Annotated in this window: 11 protein-coding genes; 1 reads left to right on the top strand and 10 read right to left on the bottom strand. The window is 72.9% G+C overall.

Features of this window, described 5'->3' with window-relative positions; all coding sequences use genetic code 11:
• Nucleotides 1–4 precede the first annotated feature (4 nt).
• Nucleotides 5–1,174: an MFS transporter gene (locus tag ACWED2_RS17035; RefSeq protein WP_449691425.1), complete on the top strand. Its 1,170-nt coding sequence runs from the start codon at nt 5–7 to the stop codon at nt 1,172–1,174.
• Here ACWED2_RS17035 and ACWED2_RS17030 read toward each other — a convergent pair.
• The 10 genes from ACWED2_RS17030 to ACWED2_RS16985 all read right to left on the bottom strand — a co-directional run bounded on the left by ACWED2_RS17030 (nt 1,171) and on the right by ACWED2_RS16985 (nt 13,796).
• Nucleotides 1,171–2,421 (bottom strand): vanadium-dependent haloperoxidase, encoded by a 1,251-nt coding sequence (locus ACWED2_RS17030; RefSeq protein WP_449691601.1) that lies wholly within the window; start codon nt 2,419–2,421, stop codon nt 1,171–1,173. The two genes, ACWED2_RS17035 and ACWED2_RS17030, sit on opposite strands and share 4 nt — an antisense overlap.
• 73 nt (nt 2,422–2,494) lie before the next feature.
• Nucleotides 2,495–3,325, bottom strand: coding sequence for an NAD(P)H-binding protein (locus ACWED2_RS17025; RefSeq protein WP_449691424.1), 831 nt, complete (start codon nt 3,323–3,325; stop codon nt 2,495–2,497).
• Nucleotides 3,326–3,402: 77 nt separating this feature from the next.
• Nucleotides 3,403–4,248: a cell division protein FtsQ/DivIB gene (locus ACWED2_RS17020; RefSeq protein WP_449691423.1), complete on the bottom strand. Its 846-nt coding sequence runs from the start codon at nt 4,246–4,248 to the stop codon at nt 3,403–3,405.
• A 4-nt stretch (nt 4,249–4,252) separates the two neighbouring features.
• Entirely contained in the window at nt 4,253–5,656 is a 1,404-nt protein-coding gene (gene murC / locus ACWED2_RS17015) for a UDP-N-acetylmuramate--L-alanine ligase (RefSeq protein ID WP_449691422.1), read from the bottom strand.
• Nucleotides 5,649–6,773, bottom strand: a complete 1,125-nt coding sequence (gene murG / locus ACWED2_RS17010) for an undecaprenyldiphospho-muramoylpentapeptide beta-N-acetylglucosaminyltransferase (protein ID WP_449691421.1) — start codon at nt 6,771–6,773, stop codon at nt 5,649–5,651. Before murG ends, murC begins: the two co-directional genes overlap by 8 nt.
• A complete protein-coding gene (gene ftsW, locus ACWED2_RS17005; RefSeq protein ID WP_449691420.1) occupies nt 6,770–8,278 on the bottom strand; it encodes a putative lipid II flippase FtsW in 1,509 nt (502 codons plus the stop codon). Before ftsW ends, murG begins: the two co-directional genes overlap by 4 nt.
• Nucleotides 8,265–9,671 (bottom strand): UDP-N-acetylmuramoyl-L-alanine--D-glutamate ligase, encoded by a 1,407-nt coding sequence (gene murD, locus ACWED2_RS17000; protein WP_449691419.1) that lies wholly within the window; start codon nt 9,669–9,671, stop codon nt 8,265–8,267. Before murD ends, ftsW begins: the two co-directional genes overlap by 14 nt.
• Before the next feature lie 2 nt (nt 9,672–9,673).
• Nucleotides 9,674–10,756, bottom strand: a complete 1,083-nt coding sequence (gene mraY / locus ACWED2_RS16995; protein ID WP_449691417.1) for a phospho-N-acetylmuramoyl-pentapeptide-transferase — start codon at nt 10,754–10,756, stop codon at nt 9,674–9,676.
• The gene (locus ACWED2_RS16990) at nt 10,753–12,255 is read right to left on the bottom strand and encodes a UDP-N-acetylmuramoyl-tripeptide--D-alanyl-D-alanine ligase (protein ID WP_449691416.1); all 1,503 of its coding nucleotides are present in this window, start codon (nt 12,253–12,255) and stop codon (nt 10,753–10,755) included. The genes mraY and ACWED2_RS16990 overlap by 4 nt, the downstream gene beginning before the upstream one ends.
• Nucleotides 12,252–13,796 carry a UDP-N-acetylmuramoyl-L-alanyl-D-glutamate--2,6-diaminopimelate ligase gene (locus ACWED2_RS16985; RefSeq protein WP_449691600.1) on the bottom strand — a complete coding sequence of 515 codons (1,545 nt, stop codon included), beginning with the start codon at nt 13,794–13,796 and terminating at the stop codon, nt 12,252–12,254. Before ACWED2_RS16985 ends, ACWED2_RS16990 begins: the two co-directional genes overlap by 4 nt.
• Between the last annotated feature and the right edge of the window lie 266 nt (nt 13,797–14,062).

The raw sequence follows: 14,062 nt of genomic DNA, 5'->3' as shown, positions 1-14,062 counted from the left end.
GCAGATGACCGAGACCGAGCAGAAGGCCCCGCCCGGCTGGCTCGTGCTGCTGCTGGCCGTCTCCTGTGGACTGACCGTCGCGAACCTCTACTACGCCCAGCCGCTGCTCGCCGAGCTGCGGCAGACGTTCGGGGTCGGGGAGGCCGCCGCCGGCGGGGTCGTCACCGCCACCCAGATCGGGTACGCCGCCGGGATGCTGCTGCTCGTCCCGCTGGGCGACCGGCTGGAGAACCGCGGGCTGGTCGCGACGCTGCTCGCGGTCGCGTGCGCCGGGCTGGTCGCCACCGGGATCGCGCCCGGGTTCGCGGTGCTGCTGATCGCCTCGCTGGCCGTCGGGGCGGCGTCCGTCGTGGTGCAGATCCTCATCCCGTTCGCCGCCGACCTCTCCCCCGACGCCATCCGCGGCCGGATCGTCGGGCGGGTCGTCAGCGGGCTGCTCTTCGGGATCCTGCTCTCGCGCGTCGTCGCCAGCCTCCTCGCGGAGGTGACCGGCTGGCGCGTGGTGTTCCTGATCTCGGCCGGGGCGATGGCCGCGCTCGCCCTCGTGCTGCGGTTCATCCTGCCGCCGCGCGCGCCCAAGACCGACGTCCCCTACGGCGAACTGCTGCGCTCCACCTTCGCCATGGCGCGGAAACACCCCGCGCTGCGCCACCGCGCGCTCTACCAGTCGGCGATGTTCGGCGCCTTCAGCGCGTTCTGGACGACCATCGCGTTCGTCCTGACCGCACCGCCGTTCAACTACTCCCAGCTGGGCGTGGGCCTGTTCGCGCTGGCGGGTGCGGCCGGGGCCGCGGTGGCGCCGCTGGCCGGGCGGTGGTCGGACCACGGCCACGGCCGCAAACTCACCGCGGGCGCGTTCGCGCTCTGCGCCGCGGCCTTCGCGCTCGCCGGGTTCGGGGCGCACAGCGTCATCCTGCTGGCGATCGCCGCGATCGCCGTCGACACGGCGGTCCAGGCCACCCTGGTGACCGGCCAGCACGTGATCTACCAGCTCGACCCGTCGGCCCGCGCCCGCGTCAACAGCGTCTACCTCGGCACGTTCTTCATCGGCGGCGCGATCGGCTCACAGGCCGGCTCGATCGCCTACCACCTGGGCGGCTGGACGGCGGTCGTCGTGTTCGCCGGTGTGCTGCCGCTGCTCGGCCTGGCCGGGATGACCCGCACCCGGGTCTAGGAGCGGCACGGCCGGAAGTAGTGCCCCGTGATGTACCGGCCCACGCCCGTGCCGAGCCGGGTGCCGTCGACGTCGGCGGACCTGAAGTGGATGCCGGCCCAGATGCGGGCTCCGACCACTTCGGCGGTCGCCTGCGAGAAGCTGCCGAAGTGCCGCGTGGTGCCACTGTCGACGCTGAACGCGCTGAAGGGCACGTCGTCCCGGCCGAAGAAGTGCGCGTACGCCGTCATCTGCGCGGCGGTGCGGCACGTGTGGCCGGACGGGTAGTCGGGATTCGGCGGGGTGACCACCAGCGGCGTCCAGCCGGGATCCTCCTCGGTGGCCGGGTTTCCGTCGGTGCCGGCGAGGCGGATGGCGGTGACCGGCCGCCAGGAGTGCCAGAACTCCTTGTCGTTCGCGCAGGCGATCGCGCCGTCCGTGCCGGCGAAGTCGGCCAGGGCGTAGAAGCGCGCGGTTTGCAGCACGCTCAGCTTCTGCGTGAGCGCGAGGTCGCGCTTCATGCCCCAGCTGACGGACCGCCGGTCGTGCCACCAGAGCGCCGCGTCGGTCTGGTCGGCGGTGCGGACGGTGCTCGTCGCCGAGCCGAGCCGCTTCACCTCGGCGAAATCGCGGGCGTACGCGCGGCTCGTGACCGAGGGCGGCCCCGGCGTGCGGAACATCGTCGCGTCCGGGACGGCGAACGGCTTGAGGAAACCCACCCAGGCGCCGGTGTTTTCGAAGGCCGGCGGCGTGGGCCGGTACTGACCCGGCTCGGCACCGACGGTCCAGAGCCGGGGATCGAAGGCGCCGTCGTCCTGCCGTGCGGTGATCATCGCGGCGGCCGCCTGCGCGCCGACCCGGATGCCGCCCCGCTTCGCCGGTCCGTCCGGGAGCCCGGCGAGCCAGTCGTCGTACTGGACACGCAGTCTTTCCCGCTGTTCCGGGAAGATCGCGTCCAGCACCCGGTAGGCGGCGGTGCCGACGGCGGCGTCCGCCGACTCCCGGCCGGTGGCCGGCGGGGCGACCAGGTAGGGCTCGTACGGCGTGCCCTCGATCGCGTTCACCGCGTCGTAGACCGCCCCGCTGACCATCGCGAACCCGCGCCCGGCGACCTGCGGCGGCGACTGGTGCGCGACGTCCCAGATCGCGGTCTGCGCGTTGAGGTCCCAGACCACGACCGCGTTCGGGGCGGCGGCCGCCGCCGGTGGCGCGAACGGCGCGGTGAGTGCGAGCGCCGCGAGAACCGCCGCGCAGCGTGCCTTGACCATCGTCAACCCCAGACGTTTCGCATCGACACTGCTACGCAACGTATCGCCACCCGGCCCGCGGGGGCAATACTCCTTATGCGAAGGTCGTCCGGTTCGCCGCCACCCATTGCGCGTACGTCGTTCCCGGCCGGCCCAGCAGTTCCTCGACGACGCCGGTCGGCACCTGCGGGTGCCGCAGGGTTTCCGCGAAGCCTTCGAGCAGCCAGCCCACGGCCTCTTCCGGGATGCCGAAGCCGATCCACTGCGCGCGCTGCTCGTCCGGCGTCAGCTCGCGGAAGCGGATCTCCTTGCCCAGCACCGAAGCCAGGGTCTCCACTTGGCCGCGCAGGCTGATCGCCTCGGGTCCACTGAGGACATACGTGGCCCCGATGTGGCCCTCCGCAAGGAGGACGCGCGCAGCCACCGCCGCGATGTCGCCGAGGTCGATGGGCGTCTGCGTCGCGTCGCCGTAGGCCATCGCCACCTCGCCCGCCCGGACCATCGGCGCCCAGTCGAGCGTGTTGTTCATGAACGCGCCGGGCCGCAGGAAGGTCCAGGCGAACCCGGCGTCCCGGACGGCGGCCTCGACGGCGCCGTACTCGTGCCCGCTGGAGCCCTCGTGCTCGTCACCGACGCTGCTGCCCGACAGCGCGACGACCCGCTCGGCACCCTCGTCCGACGCCAGCTCGCAGAACCGCCGGACCGTCCTCGCCATCGGGGCGAGGTACACCGCCGACACGCCCTTGAGCGCCACCGGCAGGGTCGACGGCCGGGCCAGCGACCCGACGACCACCTCGGCCTCCGGCGGCAGCTTCGCGCGTCCGGGGTCGACGGTCAGCGCCCGCACGGGCACGCCCGCCGCGACCAGTTCATCGACCACCAGGCGCCCCACGCTGCCGGTCGCCCCCGTCACCAGAATCGTCATGCGCATCCTCCTCATTCCCGTATGCCGTACGAGATCGTACGGCATACGGGAACGCCGGTGCACCGGAACCGGGACTTTCAGGAGGTGATGGTCGGCAGTTCCGGCGCCGCGACGTCGTAGACCTTGCCGTCCTGGGTGAGCAGTGCCGCCAGGACCTTGGCCTTGCGGTCGGTCTGCTCCGCGGTCCCCCAGCGGACGATCTTCCCGTTGGCCAGCGTGAACTCCACGCTCGCCGGCGTCTTCGCCGTCGCCGTCGTGACCTGCTTGAGGAGCTGCTCCGGGATCACCCCGAGCACGGCCGTCACCGCGCGCGTCACCGGGTCGTCCGCCGACACCTTCGGCAGCTTGAGCTCCGGCAGGCCCGGCGGGCGCGCCGAGACCGTCTTGAACACGACGCCGCCGCCGTCGACGAGGTGGACGCCGTCGCCGCCCGGGCCGCTGTCGAAGAACGCGATCGCCGTCCGCTCGGTCACCGTGATCTCGACCGTGTTCGGCCACGAACGGGACACCTCGACCGTCGCGATGCCCGGCATCGCCGCCACCCGGTCGCGGATCTCGTCGGTGCTCAGCCGCAGCATCGGCTTGTCCGCCGGGACCGCCGCCACCGTGCGGATCTGGTCGGCGGGCACCGTGCGGGAGCCGCTGACCGCGACGTCCTGCACGCCGAGCATCGAGCTGAAAAACAGCAGGTAGACCAGCGCCACGACGGTCAGCACGGACAGCAGCGCGACCCACCGGCGGCGGATCTCCACCTGCCGGTTGGGCCGGTTGCGCGGGCTCGGCTTGGTGCGCTCGGCCCGCGTCCGGCGGCGCTCCTCCTCGGAGCGCCGCCCCCGCCGTTGGCGGGCCAGGGCGGCGCGATCCGGGACGTCCTCTTCCGAAGCCGAGGAGGACGGCGGACGGCGTTCCCTGGTCGGACTCATGGCCTCAGCGCTTGTCCAGCTCGGCGAGGATCTCCGGGCCCAGCTGCGTGACGTCGCCCGCGCCCATGGTCACCACCAGGTCGCCCGGCTTCGCCAGCCCGGCCACCAGCGGCGCGGCGACGTCGAACGCGGGTTCGTAGTGCACCGACGCCGTCACCTGGTCCGCGATCAGCGCGCCGGTGACACCCGGCTCGGGCTCCTCGCGGGCACCGTAGACGTCCAGCACGACGACCTCGTCCGCCAGGGACAACGCGGAAGCGAACTCGGCCGAGAACGTCTTGGTCCGCGAGTACAGGTGCGGCTGGAACACCACGATCACCCGCCCGGACCCGGCCGCCGTCCGCACCGCGCGCAGCTGCGCGGCCACCTCGGTGGGGTGGTGGGCGTAGTCGTCGTAGACGCGGACGTCGCCGGCCCGGCCCTTGAACTCGAAGCGACGCCGGACGCCGCCGAACGCCGCGATCCCCTCGACCATGCCTTCGACCGGCGCGCCCAGCTCGATCCCGGCCAGCAGGGCCGCGACCGCGTTCAACGCCATGTGCTCGCCCGGCACGGCCACCCGCACCGCCAGCTCCGAGCCGTCGAGCAGCAGCCGCACGACCCCGCCGTCCGGCGCCGGGACGTAGTCCAGGACCCGCGCGTCGGTGGCCGTGCGGCCGTAGCGGCGGACCCGCACGCCCAGCTCGGCGGCCTGCTTGCCCAGTTCGTCGGCCGCCAGGTCGTCGGCGCAGACGATCAGCAGCCCGCCCGGCACGATCCGGCTCACGAACTCGGTGAACACCTTCGTGTAGGCCTCGGCCGTGCCGTGGTGGTCCAGGTGGTCCGGCTCGACGTTCGTCACCACCGCGACCGACGGCGAATAGGTCAGGAACGAGCCGTCGCTCTCGTCGGCCTCGGCGACGAAGACGCCACCCTCGCCGTGGTGGGCGTTCGCACCGGACTCGTTGAGATCGCCGCCGATGGCGAACGACGGGTCGAGCCGGCAGTGCTGCAGCGCCACGGTGAGCATCGACGTCGTCGACGTCTTGCCGTGCGTGCCCGCGATGCAGGCGACCCGGTGGCCCTCCATCAGCCCGGCCAGCGCCTCCGCCCGGTGCAGCACCGGGATGCCCGCCGCGCGCGCCGCGGCCAGCTCGGGGTTGGTCTCCTTGATCGCCGTCGAGACGACCACCGCGGACGGCGGCTCGGCAAGCGCGGAGATGTTGGCGGCCGCCTGGCCGACGAAGAGCTCGGCACCCTGGGCCCGCAGCGAGAGCAGCGCCCGCGACTCCTTGGCGTCCGAGCCCGAGACGAAAGCGCCCCGGGCCAGCAGGATCCGGGCGATCCCGGACATGCCGGCCCCGCCGATCCCGATCAGGTGCGCCCGGCGCAGTTCTTCGGGCAGTTCAGGCTGTGTCGACTCAACCACGCGCGGCCTCCAAGACGATCCGGGCGAGGGTTTCGTCGGCCTCGCGGTGGCCCATGCCGACCGCCGCCGCGCTCATCTTCGCGACGCGGTCGGCGTCGGTGACCAGCGGGACGACCAGCTCGGCGACCTTGGCCGGGCTCAGCTCGGCGTCGTCGATCATCAGCGCGGCCCCGGCGTCGACGGCAGGGCGGCCGTTGGTGGCCTGCTCGCCGTTGCCGATCGGCAGCGGGACGAACACCGCGGGCAGCCCGACCGAGGTCACTTCGGCGACGGTCATCGCGCCCGAGCGGCAGATCGCGACGTCGGCGGCCGCGTAGGCCAGGTCCATCCGCTCCAGGTACGGCACCGGCACGTACGCCGGCTTGCCCGGGAACTCCTGCACGACCAGCGTGTTCTTCGGGCCGTGCGCGTGCAGGACGCCGACGCCGGCGTCCGCGAGGTCCTTCGCCGCACCGGACACGGCGGCGTTGATCGACTGCGCGCCCTGCGAACCGCCGAACACCAGCAGCGTCGGCGCGTCCGGGTCCAGGCCGAAGAACTCGCGCGCCTCGGCCCGCAGCGCGGCCCGGTCCAAGGCCGTGATCGACCGCCGCAGCGGGATCCCGACGACCTCGGCGTTCGGCAGCGTCGTCCCCGGAACGGCGACGGCGACGCGCTTGGCGAACCGCGCGCCGACCTTGTTCGCCAGGCCGGCCGACTTGTTGGCCTCGTGCACCACGATCGGGACGCGCCCGCGCGCGGCCAGGTAGGCGGGCAGGGCGACGTACCCGCCGAAGCCGACGACGACGTCCGCGCCGACGCGCTCCAGCACTTCGCGGGTCTTGCGGACCGAGTCGCGGACCTTCAGCGGCAGCTTGACCAGCTCCGGCGTCGGCTTGCGCGGCAGCGGCACCGGCGGGATCAGCTCCAGGGGGTAGCCACGGGCCGGGACCAGCTTGTTCTCCAGGCCGCGCTCGGTGCCGAGGGCGACGACCGTCGCGTCCGGTCGCAGCCGCATCACGGCGTCGGCCAGGGCGAGGGCGGGTTCGATGTGTCCTGCGGTGCCACCTCCGGCGACCACGACCACGGGGCCCTTCCCCGCGGCGGCTCGCTCGGTTCCCTTGACGGGCTTACTCACCTATGACCTCTCCGGTTCGCGGTACTCCGGGTACCACGGCTCGCTGTTGTCCGCGCGGCCCCGCCGCGAGACGTGGCCGTGCTCGTCCGTGCCGCGCTGCGGCGCACCGGTTCGCGGACCGACCTGCGTCGTTCCTGTGCCGGGGCGGGCCGGGCCGCACGGGGCGCCGGCCTGGCCGCCTTCGCCCCACTTCGCCCCGCCGCCTTGCGCGTGGCGGGCGGGCGGTACGGGTCGGGCGCGGGCAGCCGCAGCAGACGCCCGAATTTACCCGGCCCCTGTGTGCGCAGTGCGGCCACCGCCTCCGGTTCGTGCCGGGCGGCGTTCGCGAGCACGCCCATGATGAGCATGGTGATCACCAGCGAGGTGCCGCCGTAGGAGATGAGCGGCAGCGTGACACCGGTGACCGGCAGCAGGCCGACGACGTAGCCGATGTTGATGCCGGCCTGGGCGACCAGGAACACCGTCAGCGTGCCGGAGACGATCCGGATCCACGGGTCGATGTTGCGGGTGGCGATCCGCAGGCCGACGATCGCGACCCCGCCGAAGAGGGCGAGCACGACGACGCAGCCGACCAGCCCGAGCTCCTCGCCGATCAGGGCGAAGATGAAGTCGTTCTGCACGTTCGGCAGGTAGTTCCAGCTGGCCGCGCCCTGGCCGAGGCCCTTGCCGAGGACGCCGCCGTCGGCGAGCGCCAGCTTGGCCTGGTTGGCCTGGAAGCCCTCCGCGCTGACGTCGGCGTCCGGCGAGAGGAACGACATGACCCGGGCGAGCCGGTAGGGCGCGATGAGGGCGAGCACGAGCACGCCGGCCAGGCCGCCGGCGAGGATGACGCCGAACAGCCGTTTCGGGGCGCCGGCGAACCACAGCAGCGCCAGCAGCACCACGGCGAGGGTGACCGTGCCGCCGAGGTCGGGCTGCAGCATGACCAGGGCGAACATCAGCAGCGCGATCGGCACCACGGGCACCAGCAGGTGCCGCCACTGGTGGATCACGTTGTACTTGATCACCAGGATGTGGGCGCCCCAGAAGGCCAGCGCGACCTTCGCGGCCTCGACCGGCTGGAAGGTGAACTCGCCGATCTTGAACCAGCCCTGGGAGCCGTTGACCGTCGAGCCGAGCGGGGTGAGCACCAGCACCAGCAGGCCGAGGCAGATCACCGTCGCGGTGGCCGACATCCGCCGGATCCGCTCCAGCTTGACCCGCAGGCCCAGCCAGAACACGACCGAGCCGAGCGCGACGAACACCAGGTGCTTGATGAACAGCGAGTACACACCGCTGCCGGTCTTCGGGTTGTAGGAGGCGACCGAAGACGCCGAGAGCACCATGACGATGCCGATGACGGTGAGCACGCCGGTGAGGGCGAGCACCAGGTGGAACGACGCGAGCGGCCGCGAGAGCCACGCGGTCAGCGCGGTCCGGAACGCGACGAAGCCGCTCTCCTTGCGCTCGCGGCGCGGCCGCTTCGGCGGCGGTTCGGGCTTGGGCTTGGTTTCAGCTGTCGTCACTCGGCTCCCCCGCTGCGTCGTCGCGGAGGACATGCACCGCCGCGGCGAACGCGTCGCCGCGTGCGCCGTAGTTCGGGAACATGTCCAACGACGCCGCGGCGGGTGCCAGCAGCACCACGTCACCGGGCCGGGCCATCGCGCTGGCCGCACTCACCGCCGCAGTCATGGGTTCATGGTCACCCGGACGGAGGCTGTTCACCGGGACATCCGGCGCGTGTCGCGCGACCGCGGCGGCGATCACGGGTGAATCGACACCGAGTAGCACAACTCCGCGGAGGCGGCCGGCGATGCTGCTCACGAGTTCGTCGACCGAGGCGCCCTTGAGCTGGCCCCCGGCGATCCACACGATCGACTCGTGCGCCCGCAGCGACCCCGCGGCCGCGTGCGGGTTGGTCGCCTTCGAGTCGTTGACGTACCGCACCCCGGCCACTTCGGCGACCTCGACGGCCCGGTGCGGGGCCGGCTGGTACTCGCGCAGGCCCTTCAGCACGGCTTCGGGGGTGACGCCGTGCGCGCGGGCCAGCGCGGCCGCGGCGAGGGCGTTCGCGACGTTGTGCGGGCCCGCCGGGCGGACGTCGGACAGCGTGGCGAGCTCCTCGGCGCTGTTCGCCGGGTCGGCGACGAAGGCGCGGTCGACCAGCAGGTCCTCGACCACGCCCAGCTCGCCGGCGCGCGGGGTGTCGAGCTGGAAGCCGACGCGGCGGGCGCTCTCGGGGGCGTGCTCGGCGGCGATCCGGGTGGACCAGTCGTCGTCGGCGTTGTGCACCGCGACCTTGGCCCGGGCGTAGACCCGGCCCTTCGCGGCCGCGTACTCCTCCATCGAGCCGTGCCAGTCGATGTGGTCCTCGGCCAGGTTCAGCACGACGGCGGCGTCCGGGGCCAGCGTCGAGGACCAGTGCAGCTGGAAGCTCGACAGTTCGACGGCCAGCACGTCGTAGCCCGCGCGGACCGCGTCCAGCGCCGCGTAGCCGATGTTCCCGCAGGCCACGGCGTTCGCCCCGGCCGCATTGAGGATCGATTCGAGCATGCCGGCGGTGGTCGTCTTGCCGTTGGTGCCGGTCACCACCAGCCAGGACGGCGGGTGCTCGCGCAGCCGCCCGACCCGCCAGGCCAGTTCGACGTCGCCGATGACCTCGATCCCCGCCTCGGCCGCGGCCACGAGCAGCGGCGACGTCGGCCGCCAGCCGGGGCTGGTGACGACGAGGGCCGTTCCTTCCGGCGGCTCGGTCAGCCCCGGCACCAGCTCGGCGCCGAGGCCGTCGAGCTCGGCCAGGCGCTCGGCGTTGCCGTCGGTGACGGTGACGCGGGCCCCCAGCTCGACCAGCACCGGGACCACCGACTTCCCGGTGACCCCGGCTCCGGCGACCAGCACATGACGACCGTCGAGATCCACGGTCAGCCTCCGAGGCCCAGCTGCTCGCTGTAGAACAGGCCGAGCCCGAACATGCAGCAGATCGCCGAGAGCAGCCAGAACCGGATGATCACCGTGGTTTCGGCCCAGCCGGCGAGCTCGAAGTGGTGGTGGAACGGCGCCATCCGGAACAGCCGGCGCCGGGTCGTCCGGAACACCGCGATCTGCGCGACCACCGAGATCATCTCGACCATGAACAGGCCGCCGATGACGATGGCGAGCAGCTCGGTACGGGTCGTCATGGAGAGCCCGGCGACCAGGCCGCCGAGGGCCAGCGAGCCGGTGTCGCCCATGAAGATCTTCGCCGGGGCCGCGTTCCACCAGAGGAACCCGACGCAGGCGCCGGTCGCCGCGGCGGCGACCACGGCCAGGTCCAGCGGGTCGCGGACGTCGTAGCAGGCGGCCGCCGGCGCGTTGGCGCAGGACAGCCGTTCCTGCCAGAACGAGATCACCACGTAGGTGGCGAGCACCATCGCCGCCGCCCCGCCGGCCAGGCCGTCCAGGCCGTCGGTGAAGTTCACCGCGTTCGACCAGCCCGAGATCACGATGTAGCAGAAGATCACGAAGATCACCGACGGGAAGGTGATCAGCGCGAGATCACGCACGTAGGAGAGGCTCTCCGACGCGGGCGTGATGCCGTGCTCGTTCGGGAAGTTCAGCGCCAGCACCGCGAACGCGACGGTGACCACGAGCTGCCCGACCAGCTTCGCGGTCTTGTTCAGCCCCAGGTTCCGCTGCTTGCGGATCTTGATGAAGTCGTCGAGGAACCCGACGATCCCCAGGCCCACCGCGAGCATCAGGACCAGCAGCCCCGACGCCGTCGGCGCGCCGCTGCGGGAGTTGAACATCCAGTTGATCAGGTGTGCGGCGAAGTACCCGACGACCATCGCGATGATGATCGCGACCCCGCCCATGGTCGGGGTACCGCGCTTGGACTTGTGTCCCTGGGGGCCTTCCTCGCGGATCTCCTGGCCGAAGCCCTGCCGGGAGAACACCCGGATCAGGTAGGGCGTGAGCAGGATGGAGATCAGCAGGCCCGCCGCGGCCGCGATCAGGATGCTGATCACGCGTCACCACCGTTCGAGCGATTCTCGGAGTTGTCGGTTTCCCGGGGTTCGAGCAGGGCCTCGGCGACCCGCCAGAGGCCCGCGGCCTTGGAGGCCTTGACCAGCACCACGTCCCCCGGGCGGAGCTGATCATGCAGCAAGGCGACGGCGGCCTCGACGTCGGGTACCAAAGTGGATTCCTCGCCCCAGGAGCCTTCCTGGTGCGCACCCTGGTGCATGGCCGCCGCCTCGGGCCCGATGACGACGAGCTTGGCGATGTTGAGCCGGACGACGAGCCGGCCGATCTCGTCGTGGGCGGTGACCGAGTCCGCGCCGAGCTCGCCCATCACGCCGAGCACGGCCCAGGACCGGCGGCCGGTGTCCCGCGTCATCGCCGCGAGGGCCTTCAGGCCGGCCCGCATCGACTCGGGGTTGGCGTTGAACGAGTCGTTGAGGATCGTGACGCCGTCTTCGCGCGTGACGACCTCCATCCGGCGCGCGGAGCGCCGCTCGAGGTTCGAGAGCCGGGTGGCGATGTCGGCCGGGCTCACACCCAGCTCCAGCGCGACCGCCGCGGCGGACAGCGCGTTGCCGACGTGGTGCTCGCCGTGCAGCGGCAGCTTGACGTCGGCCTCGCCGGCCGGGGTGATCAGCCGGAAGGACGCGCGGGCCTCGTCGTCGACGGTGATGTTCTCCGCGCGGACCTGGGCGGACGGGCTTTCGCCGACGAACACCACCCGGGCCTTCGTGCGGCTCGCCATGGCCGCGACCAGCGGGTCGTCGAGGTTCAGCACCGCGACGCCGTCTTCGGGCAGGGCCTCGACCAGCTCGCCCTTGGTCTTCGCGATGCCTTCGCGCGAGCCGAACTCGCCGACGTGCGCGCTGCCGACGTTGAGCACGACGCCGATCTTCGGCGGCGCGATCTCGGCGAGGTGGGCGATGTGGCCCGGGCCTCGCGCGGACAGCTCCAGCACGAGGTGCCGAGTCCGGTCGTCGGCCCGCAGCGCCGTCCAGGGGTGGCCGAGCTCGTTGTTGAACGACCCGGGGGGCGCGATCGTCGGGCCGAGCGGCTCGAGCAGCTGCGCGATGACGTCCTTGGTCGAGGTCTTGCCGGAGGAGCCGGTGACGCCGACGACGGTCAGCTCGCCCTCGGCCAGGCGCTGCACGACGTGCCGGGCGAGCTTGGCCAGCGCGGCCAGCACCGCGGCGCCGGAGCCGTCCTTGTCGCCGGTCAGCGCGACCGACCGCGCGTGGGCCTCGCCCGCGCCGATCGGCGGGACGACGATCGCGGGCGCGTCGACCTCGCGGGCGGCCAGCACGGCCACGGCGCCCGCCTCGACGGCCTGCGCGGCGAAGTCGTGGCCGTCGACCTTCTCCCCCGGCAGGGCGACGAACAGGCCGCCGGGGGTGAGCTTCCGGGTGTCGAACTCCACGGTGCCGGTCACCTGCGTGCCCGGCTCGGCGCGGTGCAGCCGGCCGCCGACGACGTCGGCGATCTCGGCCAGGCTGAGCACGATCACACACTCACCTCGAGTTTGTTGCGGATGGCCGCGGCCAGCTCGTCGCGGTCGGAGAACGGGTGCACGACACCGCCGGCCTCCTGGCCGGATTCGTGCCCCTTGCCGGCGAGGAAGACGATGTCGCCCGGCCCGGCGAGCGAGACGGCGTGCGCGATGGCCTCGCGGCGGTCGCCGATCTCGAGGACCTCGCCGCCCTCGGCGGGGCCGACCGCGCGGGCGCCGGCGAGCATGGCGGCGCGGATCGCCGCCGGGTCCTCGGAGCGCGGGTTGTCGTCGGTGACGATCAGGACGTCGCTGCGGCGGGCCGCGGCCTCGCCCATCATCGGGCGCTTGGCGGTGTCCCGGTCGCCGCCGCAGCCGAGCACGGTGATGATCCGGCCCTCGGTGCGGGCCCGCAGCGCGTCCAGGCCCTGGGCGACCGCGGCGGGCTTGTGGGCGTAGTCGACGACGGCGGTGAACTCCTGGCCGACGTAGACCCGCTCCATCCGGCCCGGCACCTGGACCTGGGCGAGCCCGGTGACGATGTGCTCCAGGCTCACGCCGGCGGTGCTCAGGATCGCGGCGGCGAGCACGGCGTTGGCGACGTTGAACTCGCCGGGCAGCGGGATCCGGGCGGCGGCGCGGGCGCCGTCCGGGCCGTGCAGGGTGAACGTCTGCTCGCCCTGCGGGGTCGCCTCCAGGTCGGTGGCCTTCCAGGCGGCTTCGGTGCCCGGATCGGTGGTCACGGTGATCGTCCGCGGCGTGAGCAGGGCCTGGCCCCACGCGCTGTCGACCACGACGACCTCGTGCGTCGAGCGGCCGTCGAACAGCAGGGACTTCGCGGCGAAGTACTCCTGCATGTCCTTGTGGAAGTCCAGGTGGTCCTGGGAGAGGTTGGTGAAGGCGCCGACCGCGAACCGGGTGCCGTTGACCCGGCCCAGCGCGAGCGCGTGGCTGGAGACCTCCATCGGCACGTGCGTGACGCCGCGCTCGACCATCACCGCGAGCAGCGCCTGCAGGTCCGGCGCCTCCGGCGTGGTGAACCCGCTGACCAGGCGTTCGCCGGCGATCCGGGTCTCCACCGTGCCGATCAGGCCGGTGGTCAGCCCGGCCGCCGCCAGGCCGGCGTCCACCAGGTAGGACGTCGTGGTCTTGCCGGAGGTGCCGGTGACGCCGAGGACGGCCAGCTTCAGGGAGGGCTCGCCGTAGATCCAGGCGGCGATCTCGCCGAGCGCGGCGCGCGGGTCGGCGTGCACCAGGATCGGGACGCCGGCGTCGCGCAGGGCGGGCCGCTCGGCGCCTTCGGCGTCGGTGAGGACGGCGACGGCCCCGGCCGCGACGGCCTGGTCGCTGAAGTCGGCACCGTGGGCACGGGCGCCCGGGAGCGCGGCGAAGAGGTCACCGGGCAGCACGTGCTGCGCGCGCAGCGTGGTGCCGGTGACGGTCAGCTCGGCCGCGTCGGGCGAGCCGGCGATGAGGCGGGCGTCCGCCCTGGCGAGCAGCGTCGCCAGCGGGACCGGGTCGATGCGCGCCGGGCGGGGCGGCGCGGGCACCGCTTTCACCGGGCTTTCCGGCACCTGGGAACTGGACGAGGACACGGACACGGCCAAGAGGCTACCGGCGGGGTGTTCGGGCACCCGCACGCGGTACGGCGATTGCGTGCGGGCCGGGCACATGTGCTAAACGGCGATCTCAACACCCTTGCCCCGCAACACTTTCCCCGCCGCCAGCTGATGTGGACACTCTGCCGCGGCCTGGTCGTGAGCCTGGACGATGACCGGGCCGGCGATCCGCGGCAGCACGTGCGCCGCCACGATCCGGCGGTGCG

Source organism: Amycolatopsis sp. NPDC005003, from assembly GCF_053600695.1.
Note: the sequence above shows the minus strand (reverse complement) of the source record. Positions and strands in the feature narration are given on the sequence as shown.